Annotated in this window: 20 protein-coding genes and 1 riboswitch; of the genes, 14 read left to right on the top strand and 6 right to left on the bottom strand. The window is 38.5% G+C overall.

Annotation, left to right across the window (positions count from 1 at the left end; all coding sequences use genetic code 11):
- Window positions 1–77: 77 nt before the first annotated feature.
- Window positions 78–1,835 (bottom strand): M61 family metallopeptidase, encoded by a 1,758-nt coding sequence (locus L2735_RS15520; RefSeq protein WP_248985577.1) that lies wholly within the window; start codon window positions 1,833–1,835, stop codon window positions 78–80.
- Between the two features lie 224 nt (window positions 1,836–2,059).
- Between L2735_RS15520 and hinT the strand changes: the two genes are divergently transcribed.
- The 10 genes from hinT (at window position 2,060) to L2735_RS15465 (ending at window position 11,298) form a co-directional block, all read left to right on the top strand.
- Complete coding sequence (gene hinT / locus L2735_RS15515; protein ID WP_248985576.1) at window positions 2,060–2,416, top strand: purine nucleoside phosphoramidase; 357 nt, start codon at window positions 2,060–2,062, stop codon at window positions 2,414–2,416.
- A 10-nt stretch (window positions 2,417–2,426) separates the two neighbouring features.
- Complete coding sequence (locus tag L2735_RS15510) at window positions 2,427–3,437, top strand: PaaI family thioesterase (protein WP_248985575.1); 1,011 nt, start codon at window positions 2,427–2,429, stop codon at window positions 3,435–3,437.
- A 58-nt stretch (window positions 3,438–3,495) separates the two neighbouring features.
- Window positions 3,496–3,885: a YcfL family putative periplasmic lipoprotein gene (locus L2735_RS15505; protein WP_248985574.1), complete on the top strand. Its 390-nt coding sequence runs from the start codon at window positions 3,496–3,498 to the stop codon at window positions 3,883–3,885.
- Window positions 3,886–4,033: 148 nt separating this feature from the next.
- A riboswitch (TPP riboswitch) is annotated at window positions 4,034–4,144 on the top strand.
- Between the two features lie 114 nt (window positions 4,145–4,258).
- Window positions 4,259–6,445 (top strand): TonB-dependent receptor, encoded by a 2,187-nt coding sequence (locus L2735_RS15500; RefSeq protein WP_248985573.1) that lies wholly within the window; start codon window positions 4,259–4,261, stop codon window positions 6,443–6,445.
- 159 nt (window positions 6,446–6,604) lie between these two features.
- Window positions 6,605–6,865, top strand: a complete 261-nt coding sequence (locus L2735_RS15495) for a YkoF family thiamine/hydroxymethylpyrimidine-binding protein (RefSeq protein WP_153915403.1) — start codon at window positions 6,605–6,607, stop codon at window positions 6,863–6,865.
- 119 nt (window positions 6,866–6,984) lie between these two features.
- Complete coding sequence (pnuC, locus tag L2735_RS15490; RefSeq protein ID WP_248985572.1) at window positions 6,985–7,710, top strand: nicotinamide riboside transporter PnuC; 726 nt, start codon at window positions 6,985–6,987, stop codon at window positions 7,708–7,710.
- Between the two features lie 58 nt (window positions 7,711–7,768).
- A complete protein-coding gene (locus tag L2735_RS15485) occupies window positions 7,769–8,824 on the top strand; it encodes a phosphotransferase (RefSeq protein ID WP_248985571.1) in 1,056 nt (351 codons plus the stop codon).
- A gap of 44 nt (window positions 8,825–8,868) precedes the next feature.
- Window positions 8,869–9,714: a DUF6279 family lipoprotein gene (locus tag L2735_RS15480; protein ID WP_248985570.1), complete on the top strand. Its 846-nt coding sequence runs from the start codon at window positions 8,869–8,871 to the stop codon at window positions 9,712–9,714.
- Window positions 9,715–9,798: 84 nt separating this feature from the next.
- Window positions 9,799–10,383: an HvfX family Cu-binding RiPP maturation protein gene (locus L2735_RS15475; protein ID WP_248985569.1), complete on the top strand. Its 585-nt coding sequence runs from the start codon at window positions 9,799–9,801 to the stop codon at window positions 10,381–10,383.
- Window positions 10,384–10,749: 366 nt separating this feature from the next.
- The gene (locus L2735_RS15465) at window positions 10,750–11,298 is read left to right on the top strand and encodes an NAD(P)H nitroreductase (RefSeq protein ID WP_248985568.1); all 549 of its coding nucleotides are present in this window, start codon (window positions 10,750–10,752) and stop codon (window positions 11,296–11,298) included.
- A gap of 527 nt (window positions 11,299–11,825) precedes the next feature.
- Here L2735_RS15465 and L2735_RS15460 read toward each other — a convergent pair.
- Window positions 11,826–12,536, bottom strand: a complete 711-nt coding sequence (locus tag L2735_RS15460; protein ID WP_283104670.1) for a glutathione S-transferase — start codon at window positions 12,534–12,536, stop codon at window positions 11,826–11,828.
- Between the two features lie 577 nt (window positions 12,537–13,113).
- On the opposite strand from L2735_RS15460, the gene trhO reads away from it, so the two are divergent.
- On the top strand, window positions 13,114–14,091 hold the full coding sequence (trhO, locus tag L2735_RS15455; protein WP_248985566.1) for an oxygen-dependent tRNA uridine(34) hydroxylase TrhO: 978 nt from the start codon (window positions 13,114–13,116) through the stop codon (window positions 14,089–14,091).
- A 290-nt stretch (window positions 14,092–14,381) separates the two neighbouring features.
- Here trhO and L2735_RS15450 read toward each other — a convergent pair whose 3' ends face one another.
- The 4 genes from L2735_RS15450 to ppk1 all read right to left on the bottom strand — a co-directional run bounded on the left by L2735_RS15450 (window position 14,382) and on the right by ppk1 (window position 20,447).
- A complete protein-coding gene (locus L2735_RS15450; protein WP_248985565.1) occupies window positions 14,382–15,221 on the bottom strand; it encodes a nitrate- and nitrite sensing domain-containing protein in 840 nt (279 codons plus the stop codon).
- 21 nt (window positions 15,222–15,242) lie between these two features.
- Window positions 15,243–16,376 carry a methyl-accepting chemotaxis protein gene (locus L2735_RS20040; protein ID WP_283104669.1) on the bottom strand — a complete coding sequence of 378 codons (1,134 nt, stop codon included), beginning with the start codon at window positions 16,374–16,376 and terminating at the stop codon, window positions 15,243–15,245.
- Between the two features lie 427 nt (window positions 16,377–16,803).
- Window positions 16,804–18,318 carry a Ppx/GppA phosphatase family protein gene (locus L2735_RS15440; RefSeq protein ID WP_248985564.1) on the bottom strand — a complete coding sequence of 505 codons (1,515 nt, stop codon included), beginning with the start codon at window positions 18,316–18,318 and terminating at the stop codon, window positions 16,804–16,806.
- 2 nt (window positions 18,319–18,320) lie between these two features.
- Complete coding sequence (ppk1, locus tag L2735_RS15435) at window positions 18,321–20,447, bottom strand: polyphosphate kinase 1 (protein ID WP_248985563.1); 2,127 nt, start codon at window positions 20,445–20,447, stop codon at window positions 18,321–18,323.
- Window positions 20,448–20,776: 329 nt separating this feature from the next.
- Here ppk1 and yegD point away from each other — a divergent pair, with 329 nt between their 5' ends.
- From yegD to L2735_RS15420, 3 genes are all read left to right on the top strand, one after another.
- Window positions 20,777–22,141 carry a molecular chaperone gene (yegD, locus tag L2735_RS15430; protein ID WP_248985562.1) on the top strand — a complete coding sequence of 455 codons (1,365 nt, stop codon included), beginning with the start codon at window positions 20,777–20,779 and terminating at the stop codon, window positions 22,139–22,141.
- A gap of 50 nt (window positions 22,142–22,191) precedes the next feature.
- Window positions 22,192–22,656 (top strand): CreA family protein, encoded by a 465-nt coding sequence (locus L2735_RS15425; protein WP_248985603.1) that lies wholly within the window; start codon window positions 22,192–22,194, stop codon window positions 22,654–22,656.
- Between the two features lie 70 nt (window positions 22,657–22,726).
- A complete protein-coding gene (locus tag L2735_RS15420) occupies window positions 22,727–23,209 on the top strand; it encodes a double zinc ribbon domain-containing protein (protein WP_248985561.1) in 483 nt (160 codons plus the stop codon).
- The last annotated feature ends 150 nt before the right edge of the window (window positions 23,210–23,359 follow it).

Genomic DNA, 23,359 nt, shown 5'->3' with positions numbered 1-23,359 from the left:
GTTTTCTTCATATCAAAATTTGTAAGTTTTAATCTAGACGATGAGCATTTTCTGAATACTATTTTAGTCGTGAATTATCATAACCAGATTTTGAGCTTCTCTTTGTCTTGAATATCAAGACTTATCGTATCTTCAATGGCTGCTTGTATTGGCATTGCTCCCTGCATTAGCTCATCTCGTCTAAACCAATGTAATAACACTTCATCATCGATGGTCATAGTTTGCAATTGTGCTTCAAATTGACCATCTACCTGCAGGTGGTTTGCTGAAATCAATAAATCGCCAGCACTTACCCCAGCTTGATGTGCCGGACTACCTTGAGCAACCGTTAAGACTTTAAGGCCAATAGATTCCGCTTTAATTTTTGCGCCAAATGCAATGGTATAACCTTTGGTATCTCCGCCGCCTAAATCTGAATTTCCTGCACTTGCTCTTAAACGCATAGATATGCCCACTTTTTCAAGTAAAGGCTTTAACGGGATATCTTGAGTGTTTTCAAGGTAAGCAAATAAATCGTCGCAATTTCTATTTAACAAGCTTTCGATGATTTGTTGGTGGGTATTCACCTCAGTGCCAATGTCTTTAGCGCCATGCTCTTTCCAAAGAATGCGCATCACATCATCTAAGCTTTTTTCACCGTTAGTTTCTAAACGCATCGTTAAGTCTAAAAATAGGGCGAATAGTGCCCCTTTGGTGTAGTAGCTGACGATAGCGTTATTGGCATTTTCATCCTGTTTATAAAACTTGGTCCAAGCATTAAAACTTGATGACTTAAGGGTTTGCTTAAATCGACCTTGAGATCGGTAAACACGCGTCATGATTTCACTTAACATGGTCAAATATTGCGTTTGGTCAACACAACCACTGCGGTAAGTCAGGAAGTCATCAAAATAAGATGTAATGCCCTCATAAGCCCAAAGCTGCTCGGTGTAGGCTTCTTGAGATAAATCAAATGGGGTGAATTCAGCAGGTTTGATGCGTTTTACATTCCAGCTGTGAAAATACTCGTGGCTACATAACGACAAATACACGCAATAATCTTTATTAACCTCGTGATGCATATTTGTTGGTAAATCTTTTCGTGAACACATAAGCGCAGTGCTTGCACGATGCTCTAAACCGCCAAAACCATTACCCAATACCGTGGTGAGAAATACATAGCGATTAAATGGCGCAGTGCCACCAAACAGGTTGATTTGATACTCGCAAATGGCTTTTAAGTCTTTGCATAAACGTGGCATTGATGCACGATGTTTGCCACTTAGGACGATATCGTGAGTGACACCGCAGGCTTCAAAACTTTCTATAGTAAGCTCGCCCATTTCTACTGGGTGATCAATGAAGTCATCATAGCTGTCAGCATAAAACTCACCAAAACCAAATTGCTCACCAGAGGTTCTTTTCATGCTGGTGGCTAATTTCCATTGACTTAACTCTGCTAATGCTGGCTTTTCAATGGTTAATGTATGCTTGGTGTGTTCAAGTCCTTTTGCAGATAGAAACACACTACTGCCGTTAAAAAAGCCATGGGTGGTGTCTAAATGGGCAGAACGTACCGATAAATCCCAAGCATAAACTTGATAGCTAATCTTAATAAAATTGTCATCGTTATGACATTGCCAAGTCTGCTTATCTATCTGGCTGAACTCAATCTGTTGTTCATTTTTATCAACTACTTTTATATCAATGATGTTTCTAGCGAAATCACGGATCATATAGCTGCCAGGTAACCAAGAAGGCAAACAAAGAATTTGTTGTGGTTTTGCAGTGCTAATTGTTTGAGTAACTTCAAATAAATGCGCTTTAGGATCGATAGCAATGATGTGATAATGCATGAACAATTTCCAAGTAAGTTGGTGTTGCTAAAAGAATTGCGAGCTAGAAGAGTGTTAATGCTGCCAAAATCACTGCCAATGTGCAAATGCATGTGTACATGATGACAAATTCTAAAATGCATATTCACTGGAGTGACAAAGGGTGTACTTGATACTATAAGATAATCTAGCTTGGGTTCACAGTGACAGGCTTCACCCTACAATAATGATAAGGATGATTAACCATGGCCGAAGAAACCATTTTCAGTAAAATTATTCGCCGCGAAATACCTGCCGATATTTTATTTCAAGATGAGTTAGTGACAGCTTTTCGTGATATTTCGCCTCAGGCGCCGACACATATTTTAATTATCCCTAATCATCTAATTCCTACCGCCAATGATATAAAAGCTTCAGACGAGCTGGCTTTAGGCAGAATGATGACTGTGGCTGCAAAGTTAGCTGATGAAGCGGGTATTGCAGAAGATGGTTATCGCTTAATCATGAACTGTAATAAACATGGCGGACAAGAGGTTTACCATATTCATATGCATTTAGTGGGCGGCAAACCATTAGGTCCAATGCTTAATCATGCAGGATAACGCTGGCGAAATGAAAATAAATAGTGATTTTTTCCCGCTGACTGAAGTCGCGACTCGCTTTGTTAATCAATTGGCACAATGCCGTCGGTTAAATATCAGTGTACTTGAGGCAAGTGAGCACCATGTGCTACTTGAGCTGCCTTATAGCCAAGACATTATTGGCGATCCTGATACTGGTGTTATTCATGGTGGAGTTGTTACCACATTAATTGATACAGCATCTGGCACGTCGGTTGTCAGTGCTATTTTAGCTAAATATGAATCTTTAGAAATATCGCCAACATTGGATTTACGTGTCGATTATATGAAGCCTGCTGAGCCTGATAAGCCGCTATTTGCAATCGCTGAATGTTATCGTTTATCGGCTAATGTTGCTTTTACAAGAGCCATTGCTTACCAAGACAGTGTGGATGACCCTATTGCTCATGCCGTAGGCTCCTTTATGCGTATTAGCCCAGAAATGGTTGGTGAAGAATTTCGCCAGGCATTAATGGGGGAGTCGAAAAGTACAGGTGAACAAATTTTAAGCAAGGAAAACACTTGTGAATCAATCACACCAATAGCAGATGCGTTTGCGGCGGACGATTTAAATGTTCATGATATTGTTAAACGCGCTATTGATTTGAATGACTATAGTTATTTATTAGCGAAAGTACCTTACACTCAATTTATTGGCATGAGTGTTAACCGTTTCGGCGATGAAATGGTGTTTAAATTACCCCAAAAAGACGACAATATTGGCAACCCTATTTTACCTGCGATTCATGGTGGGGTGATTGCCGGCTTTATGGAAATGTCGGCTATTGTGCAGCTAATGGTATTTATGCAAGCTAAAAAAGTACCTAAAATAATTGATTTTTCAATAGATTATTTACGAGCAGGGCTACATCAGGATACCTTTGCTGAATGTAAAATCACTCGTCAAGGTAGAAGAGTGGCTCACGTAACTATTAACTGTTGGCAAACCAACAGAAAGCAATTAATAGCCACTGCTAGAGCGCATTTTTTGCTCGATCAATAGACTTTTGTCAATCTAAACTGTGCTCAATATCGCTATTACATTATCAAGAGGATGAATGATGAAGTATTCAATAGTCGTCGTAACGTTAGTTTTAATGATGTCTGCTTGCGCTAATCACACCGCAGGCGTATCCGCGGGTTCTAATGGAGAAACTAGAATAGATAATGCCTCTTTTGCTAGTGACGTTGCTGTTGAACAAGTCAAAGTGCGCACTCAGGGCGACTTATTGCAAGGCTCTGCACTTATACTCAGCAAAGTCGGTACTGACTTACGATTACAGTATAAATTCACTTGGTATGACGTCAGTGGTTATACGATTGAAGATGAAGCAACAAGCTGGAAATCATTAAAACTTCACGGCATGCAGCAGATGCAAGTGTCAGCCGTAGCACCTAATGCCAATGCCACACGATTTGAAGTTTATGTTCGTAAGGCTTTTTCGAATTAAACTTACTGCTTAATTCAAAAACACCCACATTTGGGTGTTTTTTTATGCCTGAGTTCCCGCGATTCGCGAGTGATGCAGTTTTGTACTCAAATAGTTAATGAAAAGTTCTCAGTAATAGTGTCGTACTTAAGTTGAATCGTTTATAATCCGCCACGCCAAGGGGTGTTAGCACAATAATGAGCTAACTGAGATGTTTAGTTACAAACCCTTAGAACCTGATCCGGCTAATACCGGCGTAGGAATGGGCTGCATTAATCGTTAAGACAACTTTTTGAAATCGCGTTTATATAAACGTGAATAGACAAAATGATCACGAATGCACATCACTAATTCGCTATGCTTGCCGGATCTCAAAATTATTATTTGAGGTCCTATGTCTTTATTTAAATCTAAATCGCCCGTAGCGATTGCCATCTTAGCTGCTTTGTCTTCTTCAGCTGTTGCTCAAACTGAACATCTTGAGCGCGTTTCCCAAAATGAAGAAAAAATGGAAGTGATAGTTGTTAATGCTGATTTTGGCAACATTGAGCTTGAAAAAGCCCCTTCTAGCGTGACAGTCATTGACAGCCAGCAATTACAAGACGAAGGCGCTCAACATTTTGAAGATGTGTTGAATTCTATCGCCAACTTTAACTGGTCAGGTGGCAGCTCTCGCCCTAAATACTTCCAAATTCGTGGTGTGGGTGAGCAAGAAGAATATCAAGGTGCGCCAAATTCCTCCGTTGGTTTTATTGTTGATGATATTGATTTATCAGGTATCGGCATGGTTTCAAGCATGTACGATATGCAACAAGTTGAAGTACTTCGTGGTCCCCAAGGCACACAATACGGTGCTAATGCTTTAGCGGGTTTAATCTACTTGAAAAGTAATGATCCAACTGATGTGTTTGAACATGGTGCGCAAGTATCAATGGGTGATGATGACTTACAAACCTTCTCTGGTTTTAGTTCTGGTCCGGTTACTGATTCAGGTAAATTACTATACCGCGTATCGCTAGAGCAGCATTCCCAAAACGGTTATCGCGACAATACTTACTTAGAGCGCGAAGACACCAATGCACGCGATGAGTTTACCGCGAGAGCAAAGCTGCGTTGGTATGCAACCGATGATGTTCAACTTGATTTAACTCTATTACACGCCAACTTTGATAATGGCTATGATGTATGGACATTAGATAACAATGGTTTTGACACTATTACCGATGAACCTGGTGTTGATAAGCAAAAAACGACAGGCGTTGGTCTGAAGGCGATTTTTACCCAGTTCGAAAAATTTGAGCTCACTTCATTAACCTCTTTTGCGCAAACTGACCATCACCATAATTACGATGGCGATTGGGCTAATCCTGATTACTGGGCTTCTAAAGAATGTACTGCTTATGATGAAAATTGGGTTGAGATTGGTACAGAACCATGTGTTTATGATTATACATGGGATAAAAAGGGCGACCGTAAAACCTTTTCTCAAGAGTTTCGTATTAGCTCAAATGAAGCTGGCAGAATCTTTAATGATTCGACTGATTGGTTACTAGGTTTATATGGCATGAACCTTAAAGAAGATAACAACTTATATTCTGAATACAACGGCTGGCCAGATGAAGTTTTACAATCAGAATATGAAGCCACTAACTACGCTATTTTTGCTCAAACAGATACCCAGTTTGGTAATGGTTATGTCTTTTCTGCAGGTGTTCGTTTAGAGCGCCGTGAGAGTGAATATTCCGACAGCAATGGCGATGAGTTCGACCCAACTGAAAATATGTGGGGTGGTCATTTAGCTATTTCAAAAAGTCTCAATCAAGATCATAACGCCTACTTCAGAGTTGCCCGTGGTTATAAAGCGGGTGGCTTTAACATGACCTTGCCACCAGAACTTGCTGACAAGAAAGAATTTGATACTGAAATCTTATACAACTATGAGTTAGGACTTAAATCATCTTGGCTAGAGGGGGTTGTATCGACCAATATGGCACTGTTCTACATGGACCGTCGAAATCAACAGGTAGCGGCATCGCAACAAGACCCTGATGATCAGCAACGTTTCATTCTGTTTACTGAGAATGCGGGCAGTGCTAAAAACTATGGTGCTGAGGTTGATTTCAAATATTATGCTACTGATAACGTACAATTTTACGGCAGTGTTGGTTGGTTAGAAACTGAATATGGCGATTATCAATATAATGATAAATACGGCAATGTCATCGACTTAACGGGTCGTGACCAAGCTCATGCTCCTAATTTCACTTACAGTGCTGGTATGAGCTATGTGAGTGACTCAGGGTGGTTTACTAACTTAAATGCTAGCGGTAAAAGTGACTTCTACTACTCTGACAGCAACGAGTCAAAGTCTGATGCATATACCATATTTAATGCGCGTATCGGTTACGAGTCGCAAATGTGGTCAGCTTATTTATGGGGTCGTAACTTATTCGATGAGCAATACGGCGTCAGAGGCTTTTACTTTGGTAATGAGCCTGACTTAGATTGGGCAGACAAACAGTATGTGCGTTACGGTGATCCTCGTCAGTTAGGTATTACACTTGATGTGAAGTTTATGTAGCGATTACTGGTTATTGATAAAGTATAATTTCTTTAACAATAACAATAGTTTTAATAATGCGTAACAGTAAAATTCCGTCATTTTTTTGCTAAGTTTTGTGCTATTTCTTTGCTAAACTATGGCGGTATTTTTAATTCAACATCCACAAAGGAATTCCTAATGAAACTGACAGCTGAAATCAGTATGTATCCGTTCAACGAAAACTACCTCGATCCTATTAAGTGGTTTATAGGTCGTGTTGATAGCTATTCAAATATTGAAAGAAAAACCAACGCGATGGCAACTCAAGTTTGTGGTGAATATGCTGACGTGATGTCTATGCTTGCTGTTGAAATGGAAGCTGCGCACCAAAAGTGGGGTAAAGCTGTATTTGTGTGTAAGTTTATCGGTGGTGAATTAGATTTAACCCACACCGAATAGTTCGTAAAGCCATTGTACAAATTAGTTCATATAAAGTAAGAACGTTAATACATGCCAGTTCCAAGAAGCCGTTAGGGTAATTCGTTAACCTATTTTTTGATCAAAAAGAAACCATTAATATGCTTGCAGAGATTTTTCAATCTATTCAAACCGCAATATCAGAAGCGTCAGCCATGACAGGGTGGGAAGCGATTGCAGTCATACTGGCCATTGCTTACCTAGTATTAGCGATGAGAACCAATATCTGGTGCTGGGCTGCTGCTTTTGTCAGTACGGCAATTTATACCGTATTGTTTTGGAAAGTCTCATTATTAATGGAGTCAGTGCTTAACGTATATTACATGGCAATGGCTGTATATGGTTTTTGGTTGTGGCGTTATGGCTCTGCTAATGTTCATATAGCTGGCAATAATCAAGATACTGGCGGTGCTCAAAAGACTGGCAGTACACATGAATCAAATAATGTTAAATCTTCAGAATTACCCATTATCAGTTGGTCGCTTAACAAGCATTTGATCATCATTGCAGTAACCACTGCGATATCACTCGTTGTTGGCTATTTTATGGCAACAAAAACCAGTGCGTCTTTTCCATATCTCGATGCGTTAACCACTTGCTTTGCTGTAATGACGACCTACTTAGTCGCGAAGAAGGTTATTGAGAACTGGTATTATTGGATGGTCATTAATTCATTATCTATATATCTATATCTTCAAAAAGGGCTCATGCTGACCTCTGGTTTGTTGATTCTATATCTCTTTATGGCTGTCAGTGGCTACTTTATGTGGCGTAAAAAAATGCATCAAGATAACCTTGATGAAGGTTTATCCCTTGCAAAGAATTAGTCATAAATAGAAATAGATAAATAGACTTAAGTGAATAGAATTAGACAATAAAGGTTACATGAATCATCTTAATCCTTGGTCTTTGTTACCATCACAACTTAAAAGCCAGTTACCCGCCAAACTTGTGATGGTGATAGGTGAAGAGTGCCTTGGGATTGAGAAGCTATCAGCAGGGTTAAGTAACACAAATTACCACCTTAAAATGGCCAATCAAGATTGGGTACTTCGTGATAATAAAGATATTCAACAATGGTGTGATAGAGATAACGAGGTCACTTGTTGGCAAAGGGCAGAGTCGATTGGTTTAGCCCCTAAACTCATTTGGCAAAGTGATAACCAACAGTTTTATTTAAGTAAGTTTATAATTCAACAGCAGTTTGATTGGGCATCGACGTATGGCGAGTTTGGGTTTAATACTCCTAGAAGACCTAGTGAAAATAAATATCAACAAAACAATAGTGACAATAAAAATATTGAACCAGTCGGCCTTTTACTGAACATGCTGAATCAACTTGCTACTTTACCATTACCACCCAAAAAGATTAGCGTAACGGCGCAGTGGCAGGTTTATCTTGAATCATTAGCAGAGTTGTCTTCTGTTCAAAAAAACTATCAACCAGAAAATAAACACTCACAATCTCAGCAATGGCATGCATGCTTTAATCAACTCAATAAGCTGCAATCTTCCATGACATTATGGCTTGCGGATCTTGAGTCTTGCTTGATTAAACCTCAGTTTTGTCACCGTGATTTATCACCGTTTAATTTGTTATTACATGAAGATAAATTGCATTGTATTGACTTTGAATATTGCGCCACAAGTCATCCAATGTTTGATTTAGCCTCCGTTTTAGCTACACATCAATTAACAGATGAACAAGCTAACGACCTGAGTGAGCAATACTTATTTAAGCACCCAAACCTTAAACCTGATTCTATTCAGTACTTGCCACAAATATATAATTGCTTTTGGGCGTTTGGCGCTGCGTGGGCATTAATGATGGCAGCAGGAACGGAGGCTGCTGATAAAGCCTTAGGTAGTGATACCGATACCGCTGACGTAACAAATTCATATTTTATCCTATTCAACAAATACCTATCTTTAATCTCATAAGACTATTATTCTAAATCAATACACTTGGTTTAGGAGAACGTCAGTTGAAGAAGTCATTCGTTCCATTATTGCTAGTGGTATTTTTAGTTGGTTGCTCAACTAAATTTAGCTATTTCTTTCTCGATTGGGCCATTGAATGGCGGGTTGAAGAGTATGTAACTTTTGATAAACAACAACAAAAGCAGTTTGATGTCCTGCTGGAAAAGTTTCTTATATGGCATCAAAAAGATGAGCTACTTAGATATAGCCAACAATTAAACACATTATCCAATGCCATTGAAACACAAACAGTTACCCCTGAACTGTGGCAGCAACAAGTCACAGATGCCAAAGCCCATTGGTTTCGTATTTTCGATTTTGTATTACCTGATTTATTACCTATTCTAGCGAGTCTTTCTGATCAACAAGCTCGTGAAATGATTGAAAAGCTTAAAGAGGATAATAAAGAACTAAATCAGAAGTATGCAGGTAAAACACCACAACAATTACTAGAAGATTCAAATGAAAAAGTGTTAGATAACCTTGATGATTGGTTAGGTAGTGTCAGCCTCGAGCAAGAAACACTTGTAAAAAAATATAATAAACAACGTATTGCGACATTGGATATGTGGCTTGAATATCGTTTGGAATGGCTAAGACAATTTCAGCAAGCAATTGAGATGCGCTCTGACACTGAACTTTTAGAAAAGCGCATGCGTTTACTGATGACGTCTCCTGATGAATTAAAATCTGCTATTTACCAGCAGCATGTTGATCAGAACTCGCGATTGTTTGGTCAATTAGTGATTGATATTAATAGCAGTTTAAGTGCTAAACAAAGGCAGCATTTCACCAATAAAATGGATGAGCTAATTACTGATTTGAGCGATCTTTCCAAAGAGATAAAGTAAGGCTCACGCTAATCAATACGCTTTGAAAGATTTATTCACTTTGCTGGGTCTAGTAACGTAATGAACAATATTTAAGGATTAAATATGAGCAATCTTTACCAGCAATTTTTAAATTTTTTAAAACACATTGAGGGTTTAGCTCCTTTAGCATTACGTGTCTATCTTGCGCCAGTGTTAATGCAAGCAGGTTATAATAAGTTATCTCACTTCAGTGATACGGCTGCTTGGTTCGGTAACCCTGACTGGGGTTTAGGATTACCAATGCCTGAAGTAATGACGGCATTGGCGGCAGGTACAGAATTGTTTGGTGGATTCTTGTTACTCATTGGCTTAGCAACTAGGCTGGTTGCCATTCCAATGATGTTTACCATGTTAGTTGCTGCATTTGCTGTTCATATTGATAACGGCTGGTTAGCGATAGCAGATGCCAGCTCTTGGTTAGCGAATGACAATGTTGCATCTTCTGCTGAAAAGCTGGCTGCAGCTAAGTCTATTTTACAGCAACATGGTAATTATGAATGGCTGACCAGTTCAGGTAATTTTGTCATTTTAAATAACGGTATTGAATTCGCCATTACATACTTATTTATGTTACTCGCGCTATTAATGCTAGGCGGTGGCCGCTATACCAGTGTTGATTACTTTATTCGTAAACGGTTTATGTCATAAGATAAATATCGTAAAAATCCCACTTCTATGTGGGATTTTTGTTAATATCAGTCAGAATTTAATAAATGTGATTAGGGCCTGTTGATCTTTCAAGGTTATTTTTGCAGCGAATTGTTGACCATTTATACAAGGCTGAGACTTTGTGGTGTAGTTATTCTACATAAAAAGTCGATAACGCAGTAAGAATGGCCAACAAACGCTGCCCAAAGGGTTCGACTAAAAGCGTTTTACTCTTTGTTGGATGAATCTTTTAAATAAGAGGTGCTTAGATGACTAGGCATCAATCCATCCGCCTCAATTAAAACGCTTTTATTTCGAACCTTAACCAGCAAAGAGCAACAGGCCCTAGTATAAAAGGACATTACATTGGACGCATCAGAATTATTACTCACTAGACAATCCTCCCCTAGATTAACCCTGCCAGCACCTTCAGAGTCTCAACTCGATTTCATTCTTAATGCAGGAGCAAGAGTGCCTGATCACGGTGCACTAGCCCCATGGGAGTTTATTATTGCGACCGGAGAGGGGCTTGATAAATTAGGGGATCTTTTTGTTAAAGCCGCTATTTCAAATGGCGCAGAGGATGCCTTTATCACCAAAGCGAAAGGAATGCCTCATCGTGCGCCTATGGTGATCACTATTGCCACAAAGCATCAACAACACCCTAAAGTCCCTTTGCTGGAACAACAAATTGCAGCAGGTTGCGCCACGATGGCAATGCAACAAGCTGCGTTTTCTATTGGTCTTGGGGCTGTTTGGCGCACAGGCGACTTTGCTTTTAATCCAGAAGTGAATAAAGGCTTAGGCTTAGCAGAAGATGAACAAATTGTTGGTTTTTTATACGTAGGAACGCCAGCAGTTAAAGCGCCAGTAAAACCATTAAAGCCTGGACGTCAGTACGCCCGCTTTCTCTAAAAGATGAGTGGCGAATGATATTGAGGTTTATTGAGGTAAATCGGAACAGTAAATAAGACGCTGCAAAGAAGCAGCGTCGGTATTGTTTATATACGGTATTGTTTATGTACGTTAAAAATTAAACTTATTTATTCGCTTGGGTCTAACGAGTCTAGGGGCAATAAGTTTTGATAAATATAGTACCCTAAAGGCCCAAAAAACAGACTAATAGTTCCCCATAAATATCTTCGTACATTATCGATATGGGCTGCTGTTGTAATTGCCCGATGACAAAACATGATATGTAAAATACTTAATAACAGTATTAGTAACATCACCAAATCCATTTGTTCCATGTCTACATCCTTGATTACTGCAAAGAGACTTATTTAAGCTTAATCTCATTTTGGAATTTAGCAGTAAAAACAATAAAAAATCCATCTTATAGTTGACGTAACATACTTCAAATTCACCTATTAATTCAATGGTTTTATTGAATATTTATACAAAAGTGTGACTCTGCGCTTATTAATTAAGCATGTTCTTAACTAGCTGGAACTCTTTAACTTGGTTTGTTGCTCAATATCATCAAGCCATAATGGGTATTTACACATAACTTCTTGAAATAAAATACTTTCAATATGGCCTGTCAACCATTGCCTAACTCGCGGATAGGGACTTTGTTCAAACCAAATTTTATTAACGTGGGCGAACTGCCTGACAAACGGAAAAATGGCAAAGTCTGCATAGCTGGGTGAATCAGCAAATAAGTGTTGTGATTGAGCTAATTTACTCTCAAGTAATACAATGAATTTACATGCTTTTTCTCGGTAATATTCTTCACTGTGCTCAAGGTGTCTATCAGCATATTTATATTTATCTAACCAAGATTTAAACTCAGAATCGTTTTGTTCAATCAATGCGCGTGCATCGCTACTATCTAACGAATTAATCAATACTTGATAATCTTCTTTGCATAAATATTCGTAATTAGAAGTTGGATATTGGTTTAACGCGAAGTTAAAAATATCTAAACTTTCTTCTAAAACTTGTTCATTAGAATTGGTGTTGTTGATTGTATTATCTTGTTGCGGGTTAACCACTAATACTGGCACGGTACCTTTAGGTGATGTTTCCAGCATTTGAGTGGGTTTATTTTTGAGGATAATTTCGCGTACATCAGGGTTTAACGAAGACAAATGCAGCCCTAAGCGGGCTCTCATTGCATATGGGCAACGTCTAAAGCTATATAGGATCATAAGGTAAATTTAGTTTATTAGTTATTAATTTAATCAATATATACCCAAACAACCTGAAGATACTCGATTTCAGCAAGAATTTACACGCGTTTAGGCAAGGCACTGATTGCGGGTAATGGTTATTCCCTTTTCAAAATCAATAACGCAGCATAAACGCGTGTAAAACTTGCCCTCAGGGAGTTTCACCGTGTTCCCACTACGTTGTTGCGCTAATTTATAAGGTACCTACATTACCGCATTAACGCGCCTAGTATTGAAAACACGGTGAAGCTCTGAAACACGTATCTTCAAGTTGTTTGGGTATAGACGTCATTCTAAGGTGTTTATCAGCGGATTGTTAGTGATAAATAACCAGTCTATGAGAGTTTAATGTGATCTTGATCAAATTGAATTGCTGCGAATACTGTGATTAAGGTACAATTCTGCGCCTTTTATTTGAAGCTGGTCTCGCTAATGGTTATTTCTATGGGCTCTCGCTGAGGGGGCACACAAATAGCTCTTGCTGAGTTGAGGCAAGTATCAAAATATTTTAAAACTAAATGCACTGGAAGTTAAGTTTCAGCTAGCGGAGAACCCCATGTCACAAGTCGTTGTTTGTGCGTTATACAAATTTGTCGCTTTACCTCATTTCGAAACCATTAGAGCGCCATTGTTAGCGCACATGGAAGATGCCGAAATTCGAGGAACCTTATTACTTGCTAAAGAAGGCATTAACGGCACTGTAGCAGGCAGTCAACAAGCCATTGATGGTTTATTGCAATGGTTAGCAACTCAAGAAGGCTTAGCCGACATTGTGTGTAAGCTTTCTTTTGATGAACAAATGCCTTTTTATCGTACTAAGGTAAAACTTAAAAAAGAAATTGTGACCATGGGGGTAGAGGGTATCGACCCTCGTGAAGTCGTTGGTACTTACGTTAAACCAAAAGATTGGAATGCACTTATTTCCGACCCTGAAGTATTACTGGTTGATACGCGTAATGATTACGAAGTTAAAATCGGCACATTTAAAGATGCTGTAAACCCAGTGACAGAAACATTTCGAGAGTTTCCTAATTATGTTAAAGAAAACCTAGACCCTGCAAAACACAAAAAAGTAGCGATGTTTTGTACAGGTGGTATTCGCTGTGAAAAATCGACTGCTTATCTAAAAGAGCAGGGCTTTGAAGATGTTTACCATCTTGAAGGCGGCATTTTAAAATACCTTGAAGAAGTAAAACCTGAACAAAGCTTGTGGGAAGGTGAGTGCTTTGTATTTGATAACCGCGTTGCAGTGAATCATCAGCTTGAAAAAGGCATTTACGATCAATGCAATGCGTGTCGCATGCCGATTACCCAAGAAGAAATGCAGACAGAAGCATATGTACAAGGTGTAAGTTGCCCACACTGCATCGATAAAATCTCTGATGAGCAGCGCCAGCGCTTTATCGAGCGTGAACGCCAAGTACAGTTAGCAAAACAACGTGGTGAAGCGCACATTGGTAGTGAAGTAAAGCAAGTGATTGCGCAGCGCCGTAAAGATAAAGAGTCACTAAAACAAGCTCAAAACGAAAGCTAGTTAGACATAGTTTAGGTGTATTAGTTTAGGTGTATTAGTTTAGGCCGAATCAAAGATTGAGTTTAGGGCTAAATTTGAAATTGAATTTAAAAACGTACATGCTATTTAATAGAGTGTACGTTTTTTTATGTGAAATTCTAATATTGAGAAATAATTTCATCAGTTAAAATCTTGGTTCAACAAAATGTGAACTGTGATTTTAATTTGGATGTAAACTAAAATACGAATGTTAGATAAAGTCTAGACTAATACAGTTACAGCCCCCAAAATGTTTCATTCAGCTTGTTAGCTTAAGATAATGCAGTTTTTAACTGCTTAACTTGATGTTCAAAAATGGCATTCATTTTATCGATAGTGTCGCTTGCTAAATTAAAGTAGTGATTATTGTCGACTGAAATTTTATCAACCTTAATCAAATCATTTTCAATCACTGTAATAAGTGTTGTCACATTCTTTGTCGCGTAATCTATTAATCGTTGGTGATTTTTATTTTCTTCCGGTAAGCAAGAAAGCTGTTTAAATGTATTCTCTGTAGTATATGACATGGTTGTTATAAGGAAATTTAATCGTATTTTTTCAACACTAGAGCAAACTTTTTTAACTGCGACTCCAGTACCAAGCGCCCTTGATTGGCCAATACTTTCAGTGGCTAATACTAGCTCTCGCCATACAAAACCAATATGAGTTAAATTGGGTAAATAGTCTGCGGTCAGATAGCACTCTTCTGCCGTATCTTCTAGTAAATAACAAAGGTTTCGTATCATCACTGTATGTTGCTCAAAGCTGTTAGCTACCGATATTTTTTGATCTTGTGCCGTGAGTCTAGGCCAGTGATCGGTGAATGCAAGCCAACGCTCATTATTCTGGAGTAACGGTACTTCTAATTGCTGAATTTCGTCAAAAATCTTTCGGCTGAGTATCAATAACTTATCCTGTGCTGTGTTATCACCATTTAACTTAGCGGCTGATAAACCACGGTGTTGCTGAACCATAGTGATAATATTTTTCAATAGCTGTATATATTGTAAGCCATTCCTCTGCTTTGTCTTAGTGCTGCTAGACTTTCTCATTCTAAGAAAAATAATCATCATAAGTACTAATGTAATACTCGATATTACGTAAATTTCCATATGAATTTATCCTTCTATTGATTAAGCCTGTGTTAATTTTCTTAGATGATTAGCAACTAACTCTGATTGTAAAGCGACCTCTGCATTGGCACGTGCACCAATAACCACCTTTTCAACATGCATGGAAATCTCGTTGGTAGCAGCGGCTTGTTGCGTTGCGACATCGCTGACTATTTCCATTTGATATTTAACCTGTTCAGTGGCTTGTTTTATATTGTCAAAGGCATCATCAACTTCAGTTACTTTACCTATACAAACGTTTGCTTGCTCGACCACACCAGTCATGGTAACAACAATTTCACCACTTTCTTGGAGCACCTCATTGATATTGGTCACGATATTTTCGGTAGAGCTTTGCGTGCGTTCTGCCAATGCTCTAACTTCTTCTGCAACCACGGCAAAACCACGACCAAACTCACCAGCACGTGCGGCCTCTATAGATGCATTTAACGCTAATAAATTTGTTTGTTGTGAAATGTGAGCAATGGACTCGGTAATACTTTCAACGTTGGTGACTAAGTTATTTAAAGACACCATTCTTTGTTGTGTTTTTTCAGCTTTTTCACTGACATCAGCCACCGCGATGTGTAACGCTTTCAAAGCGTGCTGACCTTGGTGAGCAATATCAGAGGCTTGGCAAGAAGATATATGTGTATTGGATATTTCATTATTCACTTCAGCTAAAGATTGACTCATTTGAGTAATGGCTGCAGCTGTAGCATTAGTCGCATCAGATTGCGATTGTACGTTATCTTTTACTTTTGCTGATGTTTCGATTACCTGCATGGCAGAATATTCGACTTCTTGATTTCTTTCTTGATGGTAGATATTAACCCGTGATAACTCTCGATAAGTTTTTAATAAGGTGTCTGTAAGAGGTGATTGAATTTGATTGCTAAAATGAATATCTCGATGGTCAAATTGGTGGGTATTGATATCGCTGACAACGGATTTAATTTGGTGTAACTGCTCGTTAATAACGTAAAGAAACCCAATAAATAAATATAAAAAAATTGCATGATAGATCAAAGCAAAATGAGGACTCTTAGTGCTTATTAATGCTACAAATAAATACATTAAAATCGTTAAAATGCAGCTTCCTTTAAAGCCTAGTGCCTTTATTATTAACTGAACTGGCATAAAAAACGCGTTCATCGTTAAGTCCTTTTAACCAATATTATCTATATAACAGCAAGATATGTTCCAATAACAAAAACACATCTCATATTGGCTTTTAGACTTTAAACACTAAAAGGTGCTCCATAATGGGGATTTGGTTGAGATAACATGCCTCATCTTGGGGAGGGTTTATAAAATATACTGAGTACTATTGTGTTATACGCGTAATTTAACAATCAGTGCACAATATTTAGTTTTCTTATTCATTTTTTGCTTCAAAATAGCGATTAAAATCCAGCGTTTGATCCCAGCGATTCCGAGTTTGAGCTTGAAGATGAGTATAAATATCAGCACGTCATGATTTGTTTTGTCTATTTTTAGAACGTCCTTGTTCTATTAATAGATTTAAAACCACAAGACCCATGCACTTTAAATTCAAGATAATTAGATTTGTAACTTAAACTTATTTAAAGCTCAGATTAATACCTATGGTGGCTAGCTTCTTTTGTTCGGCATCTAAATCTTGTAGCAATAAATCGTGATGCTTTGATTGTTGTTGTTGTTGAAGTTTTGTTTGTGGCAATTTAATCATAAATTCAGCTTGCTGAGCGTTAACTTTGATTTGCTGATCATTATTAGAGGTTCTGCCTAAGTTAAACAGTACTGCGAGTCGTAGTATGACTAATAAGCGGGTGAACGCTTGGCGCTGACTATCGTCTGCGATGGTGATGGATAGATAATTCAGTTTCTTGCGATGATTGCCCACCAGTAACGCTAGCATTTGCTGCTGTTGTTGGTTAAAGCCTGGTAGGTCGCTATTTTCTATTATATAGCTACCATGCTTGTGGTGAGACTTAGAGTTGATGGATATGCCTATTTCATGAAGCTGACAAGCGCCTTCGAGTAACCAGCGATAATCAGCTAATCCCCATGGCTTACTGACTTGATCAAATAGTGCTAAGGCTGTTTGAGTGACCTTATTCGCTTGGTTTGCATCAGTATGATAAAGCTGAGCCAAACTGTTTAATGTTCGTTGCCTTATATCATCTTGCTGTTCAATCTTAGCGAGCTCATAAAGGACACCTTCACGCAGCGCGCCTTTTGCAGCTTGTAAATGTGTAATTTCTAACTGTCTAAAAAAACTGATTAAAATGGCTAACCCTGCAGCGAGTAAAGGGATCCTTCTTTCATCTAGTTGCTCAAATTCAAGCTTTTCGATGCTACCAATATTGATAAGGTGTTTTTTCAGTATAAGTAGGTTTTTACTGGTAATGCCTTCACCATTATCAGTGATTTCACTAATGGCTTGTGTAATTGCTTTAGCTGAGCCTGAGCTGCCTAATACAAGAGACCAATCTTGATTAAAGTACACTTGGCTTAAGCCTGAAAACTGTTTATCTGCCGCTTGTATGGCTTGTTTAAAAGCTTCTTTTGATAAAAGGCCATTAGCAAAAAAACGTTTGTTATAACTGACACAGCCACATTTTAAGCTGGCTAAATGTTTAGCTCGCTTTTCATTGCCGACGATAACTTCAGTAGAGCCACCGCCAATGTCGATGACGATATTTTTCTTCTCCAGCACTTGGCTGTGGGCAATACCGGTATAGATTAAACGTGCTTCTTCATGTCCCGAAACCACATTAATGGGGTAGGGCAGTACTTTACGTGCAGCTGTTAAGAATGATTGACGATTTTTAGCAACGCGTAAAGTGTGGGTCGCCACGATTCGGACTTGGGTTTTGGCAAGGTTTGAAAAGCGTTGACTAAAATCTTTAAGACATTGTACGCCGTTTTCAATAGCTGTTTCGCCAAGTATATTTTGACTGTCTAAATATTTAGCCAGTTGAACTTGGCGCTTTTCTTTATGTAATACCTGCAACAGCCCATTTTGTTCACGGGCTATTACTAAATGAAAACTATTAGACCCCATGTCGATAGCGACAAAATGTTGCGAGTCTTCTGCAATAACATCAGCCAAATCTAAGCCTCTTGTGATAAATCTTGCGGTTTTTTGTTGTTATTTCTATTGGTAAGTCCATTTTTCACTTTCTTTTCATAACCATTGAGATATTGATGAATGGCCACTTGGCTACGAAGTTTTCGCTTATTACCTCTAGGATGATAACGGTTATCTTGTTGCTGGTTAATCACTCTAGACTTAGTATTATCTTTGAACTGTAATGAAAGTATAGCAATAACCATTTGTTTTAACTGTTTATCATAAACTGGGGTTGAAACTTCAATGCGCTCGTCGATATTACGAGTCATCCAATCTGATGAACCAATAAATAATTTTTCTTCACCGGCAGCATGAAACAGCATCACCCGTGAATGCTCTAAATAGCGGTCAATAATGCTATAAACTTTAATGTTTTCACTCTGGCCAGGAATTTGTGGAATGAGGCTGCACATACCACGAATAAGCATAGTAATTTTAACCCCAGCATTTGATGCTTCGTATAGCTTATTGATCATCACATCATCCACCAAATTATTCAGCTTTAGCTGAATACTGGCAGGCTTTTTTTGTTGTGCTTGTTTAATTTCATCATTGATTAACCCTAAGAATTTAACTCGCGAGTTATAAGGGGAAACGATTAAATGGTTAAATTCATCCTTTCGATACGGTCGCTCAATTAAATCAAATACTTGCTTTACTTCACCAGCGATATCTTGATTAGCAGTAAATAGCGAAAAGTCAGTATAAAAGCGAGCTGTGCCTTCATTAAAGTTGCCTGAGCCGATGTGGCAGTAATATTGAGTATTACCTTGTTCTTTACGACCAATTAAACATAGCTTTGAATGGACTTTTAAACTTGGGATCCCATGATGCACTTTTACGCCAGCTTCGGCTAAGCGGCGAGTCCAGTTAATGTTAGATTCTTCATCAAAGCGAGCTCTGAGTTCAATAACCGCTGTAACTCGTTTACCATTTTTTACAGCATCAATAAGTGATTGCATGATGTGACTCTTTTTGGCCACTCGGTACAGATTGATTTTAATAAACTTAACCGCAGGATCGTATGCAGCTTGTCTGACTAATTCAGTAAAGTGCGAGAACTTATGATAAGGATAATTGAGCATAATATCTTTATGCCTAATAGCATCAAAACTGTTATCAAATGCTAAAAACTGACAACTATCAATGGGGTGGAGTTTCTCATTGATAAGATTTTTACGACTCGGGTTTGGGAAGTCAATAAAGTCTCTAAAGCTATGGTAACGCCCGCCCGGCACTAGGCATTCTGTTGAGCTGATATGCAAATGAGATTTCAACATCTCTAACATATCTTCAGGCATATTGCGGTCGTAAACTAGCCTAACTGGCTGAGCATTTAATCGTTTTTGAATACCCTTTGTCATCCGTTCAAGGGTGGTTTGCTCTAATTCGTTACTGATATTGTAATCCGCATCGCGAGTCATTTTCATTGAAAATACTTGGATGGTGTCAAACTCAAAAAAGGGTCTAAATAAATCATCTATACAGTGACGAATAATATTATCGAGTAATATTAAATGCTTAATTTTGGATGTTTTTTCTGTCGGCAGCTCTAAAAAGCGAGGTACGTTTTTATTGGGAACCTCAACAAGTGCATATTCTTTTTTATCACCGGTTTGAAGGCTAGCAACAAGGTAAGTAGTGCCATCGACTAAGTGCTGCACTAAGTCGCTATCTTCGGTGATAATATGCGGGGCAATGTGACGTTTTAGCTGGTTTTTAAAATATTTTTTTAACCACGCACTGTGGAATTCACTTAATTGGGTTTCGTTAATTAAAAAGATATTACAACGAGAGAGTTCTTTCATTAAAACAGGGTAAATTTGATCAAACTTTTCTTGTAAATCTAACACTTTATCCTGAATCTTCGTCATCAATTGCTGGTACTGAAGCTGCTTAGTACTGATCCCAGAGACTAATATTGCTCTTCTAACGGCAGCAACTCTGACCTGAAAGAACTCATCCATATTGCTCGAAAAAATACCTAAAAATCTCACTCGCTCAATTAACGGCACAGAAGTATCATAAGCTTCTTGTAAAACACGTTCGTTAAATGACAACCAAGAGAGTTCTTTATCGACGAATTTAAGATGACGGGATTCAGTCACAATTTGCTCCTGCAAAGCAATGTAGCGTAATCCTCACACTATCACTAAATAGGTAGTGCAAAAATAATACTATAGGATGGATAACGATAATTTGCTGTTTAATATGAATAAAAATCGAAAATCATTTTACTGCTGTAATATGACATTTTTGTGATGTTATTGAGGCGAACTCTGTTTTCAACAAACCCAATAAGGCAACAATTTGATTAAGCCAATTAAACCTTTTGATGAAAATATCAGCTAAATAACAGTTATCGCTAAACTTTATAAGATCCACATTTAAGCTTGTGGTATTTTTAGCATTGATTTGAATTTTTGAGTGGTAAGAGATGTTTATTGGGTTTGATTACGGTAGTGCTAATTGTTCCGTTGGTATTGAAAAAAATGGTGAAGTCAGATTAATTCCGATCAATGGCGATAGTAATTTCTTATCATCCACCCTTTATGCAATGGACAGAGAGTTAATTGCCGAAGCTGTTTACCAACGTATAGCGCCTGAGTTTAAAGCAGAATATGGCAAGTTACGCTCAGCACAATTAAGCCGTGCCAGAATGGTTCGCCATGATTTAGATATTTATCCAGATGAGCAAGTTGTGTTTGTTGGCCCTGAAGCCATTGAAGCTTATTTAGACTTACCCGATGAAGGTTTTTATGTCCGGTCGCCAAAATCCTTTTTAGGAGCCAGTGGATTACGCCCTGAGCAAGTTGCTTTATTTGAAGATATTGTGACGTTAATGATGTTAGAGGTGATGTCACGAGCCAACAAATTTATTGATGAGCCAATCACTCAAGCTGTTATTGGGCGCCCAGTTAACTTTCAAGGTATTGGCGGCGAATTAAGTAACCAGCAAGCACAAGCTATTTTAGAAACTGCAGCGAAAAGAGCAGGGTTTAAGCAAGTGAGCTTTTTGTTTGAACCTATGGCAGCGGCGATGGATTTCGAGTCTTCAATGACTCGTAATCAAACCGTGCTAGTGGTGGATGTTGGCGGTGGTACCACAGATTGCTCGATGGTCAAAATGGGCCCTGATTTACAACACAAAACCGATCGAAGTGACGATGTACTCGGTCATAGCGGTCAGCGTGTTGGTGGTAATGATCTAGATATTGCAGTCGCGATGAACTGTTTTATGCCACACCTAGGCTTAGGCTCACAACTCAAAACCAATTTGACGGTTCCAAGGCAACCATTTTGGAATGGCGTGGCAGTAAATGATATTAGCGCTCAACGTGATTTCAATTCATTATCAACGGCAAAGTTGATTGATGAGCTAATTAAAGACTCGTTAAAGCCAGAGTTATTGCGCCGTTTAAAGTCATTAAGACAGCATCAAATGAGTTACCAGTTTGTGCGACAAGCTGAGCAATCTAAAATTGGTTTATCGACTGAGGCTGAGTTTAATGCTGATTTAGCTTTTATTGAGCCTCAATTTTCAGTTGCTGTCACGCAAACTGATTTTGAAACTGCAGTTGATCAACCCATTGCTAAATTAGTCACCATAATGCAGCAAGCCGTTGAGGCAGCAGGGGAAATGCCTGATGTGGTTTATGTCACTGGCGGTACGGCTAAAAGCCCGGTCATTCATCAATGTATTGCAGATCAATTTACTCAAGCTGAAATTGTTGTCGGGGATCATTTCGGCAGTGTTACCAGTGGCTTAGTTCGCTGGGCTGGTAAAGTATTTAATTCTTAAGGAAAAGTAGATTTATGTTTTCTCTATCAAAGTTAACTGTTAGCAAAAAAATGTCATCAGCTTTATTCATTGTGGCGACGAGTATGTTGACCATGAGTTGTAGTGATGATGTGGGTAAAGTGAGCTTAGGGGTTTTTACCACCAAAGATATTAAGCTCAATATGATGGTCGACCCAGTCGTGACAGGTGTCACTTGCCACGTGGCGAGCATTGAAGCGGATTTAAGCTTTTCTGACCCGTCGGACTCTGCGATTTCATGCCGTCAAACCGGTGAAATCACCCCAGAAATGATCGCTGAAATTGATATGTCTGCATCGGGTGAAATCGTCTTTAAAAAATCAAAAAGTATCTTTTTCAAAACCATGAAAATTAGACGTATTTTCGATAAAGAAAACCAAACCTTGATGTACGTTTCTTATTCAACTAAGGAAACATCAGGCAGTTACAAACACAGTTTATCGACAGTACCTTTGTGGGGAACTAAGGCTTATCGTCAGCCGCAGCCTGCAATTTAGTTTTAGACTTGCCACTTCAAATACTGGTAGCTTAAGTTAATGGTTAACTTATAAAACAAATGGTGATTTCATGGATTGTCCTTTCTGTCTAAATGAATTAAATGATGGCGCATTGAAATGTGGTCATTGTCTGGAGTATTTGTCCGGCCATACATGCCCTGATTGTCATAGTACCTTGCCTGCAGATGCGAAGGTGTGTATGCATTGCCATTATCGATTTAGCCAAATAAGTATTGATGTGACTCAGTTATCGATGGCTTTTAACTCTGAAGTATTGGCATCTTTGCTGTTTAGGTTTCGGTTATTGCCCCAAGAAATCATTACTGATGAAGATAAAATCACCATTAATACGCCGGGTATATTTAGACTGTGGAATAACACAGATGAAGTGCCATGGAATAAGATTGCTGGTTTTAATTACCGCAGTGGGATCATTTGGGACAAAGTTGAAATTGAGACTCGTGGTCAAAAACCGAGTGTGATTTTTGGACTGTCCAAAGCTAACAGTGATGAGTTGCGTAAAGTGCTGCAATCAATCGTCAATGCGAATTAATTCAATTAACGAGTTATACTAATCAGCATAAGAAGATGATCATTCTTACTGGTTAAAATCGCTTATAACTTTGTTAGAAATTTTGTAGATAGAGCAACTAGCTGCAATTCCTGCCTTGCTCTAAGCGATTTTCCCTACGCAATATCTGAT

It is taken from the genome of Shewanella olleyana (assembly GCF_023283825.1).
GTDB classification, from domain to species: domain Bacteria; phylum Pseudomonadota; class Gammaproteobacteria; order Enterobacterales; family Shewanellaceae; genus Shewanella; species Shewanella olleyana.
The sequence above is the reverse complement of the archived record's forward strand: the minus strand, read 5'-3'. Positions and strand labels throughout refer to the sequence as shown.